The organism is Streptococcus sp. HMSC076C09 (assembly GCF_001837905.1).
Classification (GTDB): Bacteria; Bacillota; Bacilli; order Lactobacillales; family Streptococcaceae; genus Streptococcus; species Streptococcus parasanguinis_I.
This window is the reverse complement of record NZ_KV834649.1, coordinates 55,796-62,793: the sequence shown is the minus strand read 5'-3', so window position 1 is coordinate 62,793 and position 6,998 is coordinate 55,796. Positions and strand designations below refer to the sequence as shown.

General features: G+C 42.4%; 8 protein-coding genes. All 8 read left to right on the top strand.

Annotation, left to right across the window (positions count from 1 at the left end):
• The first annotated feature begins 166 nt into the window (after positions 1 to 166).
• The 8 genes from HMPREF2704_RS08875 (at position 167) to HMPREF2704_RS08840 (ending at position 6,961) form a co-directional block, all read left to right on the top strand.
• Positions 167 to 766: a hypothetical protein gene (locus HMPREF2704_RS08875; RefSeq protein WP_070846306.1), complete on the top strand. Its 600-nt coding sequence runs from the start codon at positions 167 to 169 to the stop codon at positions 764 to 766.
• 56 nt (positions 767 to 822) lie between these two features.
• Positions 823 to 1,314 carry a DUF3592 domain-containing protein gene (locus tag HMPREF2704_RS08870; protein ID WP_070846304.1) on the top strand — a complete coding sequence of 164 codons (492 nt, stop codon included), beginning with the start codon at positions 823 to 825 and terminating at the stop codon, positions 1,312 to 1,314.
• A 148-nt stretch (positions 1,315 to 1,462) separates the two neighbouring features.
• Positions 1,463 to 2,965 carry a glycosyltransferase family 39 protein gene (locus tag HMPREF2704_RS08865; protein ID WP_070846302.1) on the top strand — a complete coding sequence of 501 codons (1,503 nt, stop codon included), beginning with the start codon at positions 1,463 to 1,465 and terminating at the stop codon, positions 2,963 to 2,965.
• 130 nt (positions 2,966 to 3,095) lie between these two features.
• Positions 3,096 to 3,749 carry a uracil-DNA glycosylase gene (locus tag HMPREF2704_RS11315; RefSeq protein WP_070846300.1) on the top strand — a complete coding sequence of 218 codons (654 nt, stop codon included), beginning with the start codon at positions 3,096 to 3,098 and terminating at the stop codon, positions 3,747 to 3,749.
• Between the two features lie 9 nt (positions 3,750 to 3,758).
• Positions 3,759 to 4,223, top strand: a complete 465-nt coding sequence (locus HMPREF2704_RS11310; RefSeq protein WP_003003493.1) for an NUDIX hydrolase — start codon at positions 3,759 to 3,761, stop codon at positions 4,221 to 4,223.
• 11 nt (positions 4,224 to 4,234) lie between these two features.
• The gene (locus HMPREF2704_RS08850; RefSeq protein ID WP_070846298.1) at positions 4,235 to 5,503 is read left to right on the top strand and encodes a dihydroorotase; all 1,269 of its coding nucleotides are present in this window, start codon (positions 4,235 to 4,237) and stop codon (positions 5,501 to 5,503) included.
• Between the two features lie 14 nt (positions 5,504 to 5,517).
• The gene (locus HMPREF2704_RS08845) at positions 5,518 to 6,360 is read left to right on the top strand and encodes an SGNH/GDSL hydrolase family protein (RefSeq protein ID WP_070846296.1); all 843 of its coding nucleotides are present in this window, start codon (positions 5,518 to 5,520) and stop codon (positions 6,358 to 6,360) included.
• Complete coding sequence (locus tag HMPREF2704_RS08840; RefSeq protein WP_021153114.1) at positions 6,329 to 6,961, top strand: YpmS family protein; 633 nt, start codon at positions 6,329 to 6,331, stop codon at positions 6,959 to 6,961. Before HMPREF2704_RS08845 ends, HMPREF2704_RS08840 begins: the two co-directional genes overlap by 32 nt.
• Positions 6,962 to 6,998: the final 37 nt, after the last annotated feature.

The following is a 6,998-nucleotide window of genomic DNA, read 5'->3' as shown; positions in this document are numbered from 1 at the left end:
TAAATTATTTGTCTAACTTTTTGGGGTCAGTACAGCGTTTTTAACGCTTCTTTTTTATACTCTTTTCACTAGTTTGTGGTTAACTTGAATCTCAAAGTAAAATCCGGTATGATAGTAGTAATTGTTTTTATGGATGAAGGAAAATCTATTTTTAAGGGAGAAGAAGATGTCAAAAGAAGATTATTTGCAAATGAAGAAGCAGGCTCGGGTATGGTTTACCGTCAATATCATCATCAGTTTGATTGCTATTGCGGGAGGAATTTTAGTGGTCATAAGTAAATCACGTCATATCCCATTTTTATTGATGGCCTTGGGGGCACTGACTTTGATGAACCAAGTCTTGGTTACCCCTGCTTTCAACGCCAAAAAAGAAGCTGAGGAAGAACATCCAGAATGGAAGAGTTTGTCTACTAAAGATACTAAAATAACTGTAGAGAATCTGCAAAAAGGGTTTCTTGTATCCATTACGTCTCTTCTGATTGTCATTATTGGTTTCTTTATGTTTTATCGTCCTCTTCCGACAACAGACGCAGAAACTGAAGTGATTAAGACCTATCGCTTGATCCAGTCTGTGCCAGAAAATTCGACAGAAAAAGGATCTAGCACGGTCTCAAATTTGACTCCGAAAGATGTTCAAACCTTACAAGAATTGAAAGAAGAAATCGAATCTAACGCCCCTTCGGATTCAACATCACTGGATATCAATAAAGCAAAAGGTCTTGCAGAAAAGGCGCAACAACAGAATTGGTTGAAAAGAGGAGAATAAGATGATTTTTCAAGTGGTTTGAAATCAACTAGTTTATGTGAAAGGGTGAAAAATTAATGACAGCAACATTATTTTGGTTAATTTTGGGAATCTTGACACTTGTTTTCTTGATCATGCTGCTTATCTTTTACACCTTGTATCGTCGTGAAATAAAAGTGAAAACAGAATCAACCGCAAAAGTTATGGGAGAAGTCGTTGCTTTTGATTCAAAAAATCAACTGCTTATTTCTCTGCCTGTGGTGGAGTATCAAGTCGGGGGCGAAAGATACCAAAAGACCTTTACCTACGCTTATTTCAGAGAGACTTCTTCTAAGTCAAGACAAACCAATGTTTTCGATAGAACCTATGTTCTTGGAGCAGGTAAAAATCTGGATTTGCGGATGATATTCCCAATTGGGTCTCCTATGACAGTCTTTTATAATCCAAACGAGCCACAAATTGGTTTTGTCGAACGATATGCCGGCTTAGTCGGTTTCTATAAAATCGGGATGATTCTAACGGTTGGAATTTATCTTGGGTTAATATGCATTTTAATCCTAGTATTTTAGGTCTGTTAGTTAAGGTTAAGAGTTAAAAATTGCTTCGATAAAATGAGTATGTTTATAAATTACATTTCAGAACAACTTTTCTTTGCACTTTACAGTTGTTGATCACCCCAAAACAGCAGAAATGCTGTTTTTTTGATATAATGGACCTATGTTATCGAAAAGTAAACGTATTCTATTTGGGATGCTTCATGTTGTCATGTTGCTAGTGATGGTTCACTGGTTCTTGATCAGTGTGACCTATCTGAGAGAGATTTCATGGCTAGCCATTTTAGGTGCTGGATTGCTATTTCTGCTAGCCTGGTTGAAACGCGATGGGCTAAAGAGTGCCTTTGCTTGGTTGACCCGGCATAAAAAAGGCTTCTTGCTTGGAGCCCTTGTCTTTCAGTTGATTGTTATGGTCTGTGCGGAGCTCTTTATCCGTCGGGATGCTGCGGTTGTTTTCAAAGGGGCTTTTGATCTTCTTAAGCAATCCTCTATCACCAACTACCTCAGTCGCAATCCCAATAACATTCCGCTCTTTCTTTACGAGAAGTTTTTCTATGTCTTATTTGGCTCTAGCGGTCTGTGGGTCATGCAGGCTCTCAATATCCTCTATGTCAATCTGGGTGCAGTTCTCTTGTACAAGCTGTCCCAGAAGCATTTCAATCAAAAAACGGCTGATCTGGTCTATCTCTTCTATGTGAGCTTGATCTGTTACTCGCCTTATTTCTATTCCATGTATACAGATATTCCGCCGCTTCCTTTGATTGCCCTTCAATTATGGTGGGCCTTGGATCTCTTAAAGGAAGATCAAGCAGTCTCCTGGAAGAAGATGTTTGCTTTAGGGATTTTATCTGGCGTGACCATGTTGATCCGTCCAACGACGATTATTATCATGATTGCCTTTTGGGCTGTCCTCTTCTTTAGAGGAAACTGGAAGTCCTTTGGCAAGATTGCTACGGTGACAGTGATGATGACGGGCTTTGTCTTTGCAGGATTGAATACAGCGGTCAATCATCAAACAGTTGTACCAATTTTGAAACAAGAAGGTTTGGCTAAAGGACCACTCTTGTTTATCAATCTAGGCTTGACGGATATGGGGCATAACCAAGAAGATATGAAAGAAGGCTTGCTGGCCTATATCGATGAGGACAAGCGCTCGGATTACAACAATGGCCTCTTTAAAAAAGAAAATGTGATCAAAGAAATCAAGCGCCGTCTCAAGGAGTACGGACCGTTCGGTCTGATCGGGCATATCTACTACAAGCAATCCTTGACGGTAGCAGAAGGAACCCTGGGCTGGCTCTACCGAGATGTAGAGTATGAGAAGACGCCTTTTATCAATCCTCTCTATGCACCTCTGACTAAAAATAATGGTTTGGCAAAATGGGTGCGGACCTATTTCCTCAGCATTGATCGACCGCAGTACAAGTATTATGAATTTGTCAAGCAGGTGATCTGGATCATCCTATCGGCTGGTTTGGTTGGAGCTTATCTCAAACGTCGAGATACAGATGACTTTAACTTCCTTTCCTTAGCGGTCTTTGGTGGTTTGCTCTTTTTGACCATCTTTGAAGGTGGGAAGACCCGCTACCTCATCCAATTCTTACCGCAAATTTTACTAGTCGCTTCGATCGGTCTAGCAGGATTTACCAAGAAAGAAAATACATAAAAGCTCTCGCTTGTTTGACAGGCAGAAACAGAGGTTGGACAAAAATGTTCAGCCTCTTTTTTATCCAGTGGATCTGCGCCAAATGTGGTATAATGGAAGGTAAGAATTTATTGGATAGCGGAGAGTTTCCATGCAGCATTCACCCTGGCATGAAGCCATCAAATCCCATCTTCCAGAAGGGTATTTTCACCAGATCAATGACTTTATGAATGAAGTCTATAGCAAAGGAGTGGTTTATCCACCGCGTGACAAGGTCTTTAAGGCCTTGCAGACGACAGAGATGGATCAGGTCAAGGTCTTGATTTTAGGCCAAGATCCCTACCATGGACCGGATCAAGCGCAGGGCTTAAGTTTTTCTGTTCCAGATCATGTACCAGCGCCGCCTTCTTTGCAAAATATTCTCAAAGAATTGCGCTCAGATATCGGAGAGAAGCGTTCCCATGATCTGACCTCTTGGGCAGAGCAAGGCGTGCTCTTACTCAATGCCTGCTTGACGGTGCCTGCTGGTCAGGCCAATGGCCATGCAGGACAAATTTGGGAGCCTTTCACAGATGCTGTGATTAAGGTGGTCAATGAGTTGGAGGAGCTTGTTGTCTTTATCCTCTGGGGATCTTATGCCCGTAAGAAAAAGCCTCTGATTACCCACGATCGACATCTGGTCCTTGAATCAGCTCACCCAAGTCCTTTATCGGCCTACCGAGGATTCTTTGGTTCCCAACCCTTTTCAAAAACCAATCAATTTTTGAAAGAGGCGGGACGTGAGCCGATTGATTGGTTAAGATAGGAGAAAGAAATGCCACAATTAGCAACGATTTGTTACATTGACAATGGGAAAGAATTTCTCATGTTGCATCGCAATAAAAAGCCCAATGATGTCCATGAAGGTAAATGGATCGGAGTTGGAGGAAAATTAGAACGCGGGGAAACCCCACAGGAGTGTGCTGCGCGTGAGATTTTTGAGGAGACGGGCCTTAGAGCCAAGCCAGTCTTGAAAGGGATCATTACCTTTCCCGAGTTTACTCCAGATTTGGACTGGTATACCTATGTCTTCAAGGTAACAGATTTTGAGGGAGAACTGATCGAGTGTAACGAAGGGACCTTGGAGTGGGTACCTTATGATCAAGTCCTCTCAAAACCAACCTGGGAAGGGGACCACACCTTTGTCGAGTGGTTGTTGGAGGATAAACCCTTCTTTTCTGCAATGTTTCGCTATGACGGCGACCGTTTGTTAGAGTCGCATGTTGATTTTTATGAATAAAGGAGAATGCAATGGTTGTCATTAAAAATGGTCGCGTCATGGATCCCAAGACCGGCTTGGATCAAGTCTGTGACCTTCGTATCGAAGGAAAGAAAATTGTAGAGATCGCTGAAAACCTCCCAACGGATGGACAAGAAGTCCTTGATGCTACTGGTCTGGTTGTGGCACCTGGTTTGATCGATGTACACGTGCATTTCCGCGAACCCGGTCAAACTCATAAAGAAGACATTCATACGGGTGCCTTAGCCGCAGCTGCTGGTGGTTTTACTCGAGTGGTCATGATGGCCAATACCAATCCGACCATTTCAGATATTACGACCTTAGAGGAAGTCTTAGATTCTGCAGCCAAGGAAAATCTTCACATTCATACGGTTGCGACGGTGACTAAGAACTTTGACGGTCAACACCTGACAGATTTTGAAGGCCTGCTTAAGGCTGGTGCAGTAGGATTTTCAGATGATGGGATTCCCCTTCAAAGCACTAAGGTTGTCCGCCAAGCTTTGGAAGAAGCTAAGCGTCTAGGAACCTTTATTAGTCTGCATGAAGAAGACCCTGAGTTGAATGGCATTCTTGGTTTGAATGAAAACATTGCCAAGGAACACTTCCATGTCTGTGGGGCGACGGGTGTAGCTGAATATTCAATGGCTGCGCGTGATGCCATGATTGCCCATGCGACAGGTGCTCACCTCCATATCCAACACCTTTCCAAGGAAGAAAGTGTCAAGGTGGTGGAATTTGCCCAAGGATTAGGTGCTCATGTGACGGCAGAAGTGGCACCTCAACACTTTTCGAAAACAGAAAGTCTGCTCTTGACTAAGGGAAGCAATGCTAAGATGAATCCACCTCTTCGCTTGGAATCTGACCGTCTAGCAGTGATTGAAGGCTTGAAGTCAGGCGTCATCTCTGTGATTGCGACTGACCACGCGCCTCACCATGCAAATGAGAAGAATGTTCCTGATATTACCAAAGCACCATCTGGCATGACTGGGCTTGAAACTTCGCTCTCTATTGGTTTGACCTACTTGGTGCATGCTGGCCATTTAAGCCTGATGCAATTGCTTGAAAAGATGTCCTATAATCCAGCACGTCTCTATGATTTTGATGCTGGCTATATCGCAGTGGATGGACCGGCTGATTTAACCATCTTTGATCCAGAAGCAGATCGTCTGGTATCGGATCATTTCGCTTCAAAAGCTGGCAATTCACCATTTGTGGGTGAAACATTAAAAGGGAAAGTTGCTTATACAATCTGTGATGGACAAGTGATTTTTCAAGGATAAGCGATCGTATTCATATGAATCTTAAAAAAATGATGCAAGGCTTGGTTTTCTTTTTAACCAGCCTTCTTGTCTTTGTCTTTCTATTTCGTGCTCTGCTACCAACTGCATCCCCTCGTATGACCAAGCCCAAAACGGCTGCGAAAGAAATCACCTATACTTATGTAGCTCTAGGGGATTCACTGACTGAAGGAGTAGGGGATAGCACCAAGCAAGGGGGCTTCGTGCCCATTCTTGCCCAAAGCCTATCCAATGAAAATGACGGTCAGTACCAGCCTGTCAACTATGGAGTAGCTGGGAATACAAGTGCTCAGATCTTAGATCGACTCAAGAAGCAAACAGATCTTCAGAAGGATCTCAAAAAGGCGCGTGTCATGACCTTAACGGTTGGGGGAAATGACCTGCGCAAAGTCGTTGTCGATCATCTGAGTGACTTTTCCCTATCGGATATCCAAAAGCCGCTCAAGAATTATACAGCGAACCTCAAAGAAATTATTACAAAGGCCAGAAAGGACAATCCCCATCTTCCTATTTATGTAGTGGGGATCTACAATCCTCTTTACCTGAATTTTCCTGAATTAACTAGTATCCAGACGGCTGTAGATCGTTGGAATGAGACGACAGAAGAAACCATCGCGCAATTTGATCAGGTCTATTTCGTTCCGATCAATGATCTACTCTATAAAGGAATTGATGGAAAAATGGGCGTATCAGAAATCAGTGACGGGAAGACAACCGTTATCAATGATGCCCTGTATGAAGAGGATAGTTTTCACCCCAACAATACGGGCTATGAAAAGATGAAACAAGCAATATTGGAGAAAATCAATGCCACGAAGAAAACTTGGAGTCAAAAATAATCCCAACAAAGAGAAGGTCCCCTTCCTTCAAAAAATCAATATTTGGAAATGGTTGTTTTTAGGCTTGGTCAGCCTTCTCTTAGCCTTCGCTATAGTTGTGCAAGGACGCTTAGCGACGCCAAGAGAAGATGTTAGTCAGCTTCATCAAGCAGTTGGAACCAAAGATGTCAAAGTTGGAACCATGACAACGACTCGAGATCAACTCAATGATACCATCAAATCGCTTCTGAAAAAATATAAGCTGTCCGACTACAAGGTCTATGCGGACAATCAGCAAATCCTATTAGAAGGGCAGTTGAGTCTCTTAGGAAAGGAGTATCCCTTATATATTTACTTTCAACCATCCAAATTGGAAAACGGGAATATTCTCTTGACGGTGAAGGATTTTTCAGTCGGAACCTTTCAAATTCCACAAAAAATGGTTTTGCGACTTTTAAGCAAAAATAAAAATATCCCAGATTTTATCCAGATTTCTCCAAAGGAGTCTACCATTACCATTGTACTACCAAAAATTGACAATGATTTTGGAATTTACGTCAAGGCCAATACCATTGATCTCTATAATGACAAGATCGTTTTTGATTTGTATCAGAAGAAGTAGGGCGAAAGAGGCTATTCAAATTGAATTCACAATCATC